Here is a 437-nt window from a genome sequence, read left to right on the forward strand (position 1 = left end):
GTATAGCATTACTAAAGAAATTGATATTACTTTGTTTAAAGATATGATAAAAAAGAAAGGATATGAAATTTATCCTTCTTTGATTTATGCAATTATGGAAGTTGTAAATAAAAATAAAGTGTTTAGAACAGGAATTAATAGTGAGAATAAATTAGGCTATTGGGATAAGTTAAATCCTTTGTATACAGTTTTTAATAAGCAAACTGAAAAATTTACTAACATTTGGACTGAATCTGATAACAACTTCACTTCTTTTTATAATAATTATAAAAATGACTTGTTTGAATATAAAGATAAAGAAGAAATGTTTCCTAAAAAAGCGATACCTGAAAACACCATACCGATTTCAATGATTCCTTGGATTGATTTTAGTTCATTTAATTTAAACATTGGTAACAATAGCAGCTTTTTATTGCCTATTATTACGATAGGTAAAT

The 437-nt window shown here is 24.7% G+C and carries 1 protein-coding gene; it reads left to right on the plus strand.

From position 1 onward, the window contains the following. Nucleotides 1-437: CatA-like O-acetyltransferase (locus UUA_RS19115; protein WP_081491607.1), on the plus strand; the 437-nt coding region annotated here is incomplete at both ends.

The sequence above is a fragment of the Rhodanobacter thiooxydans LCS2 genome, from assembly GCF_000264375.1.
GTDB lineage: Bacteria > Pseudomonadota > Gammaproteobacteria > Xanthomonadales > Rhodanobacteraceae > Rhodanobacter > Rhodanobacter thiooxydans.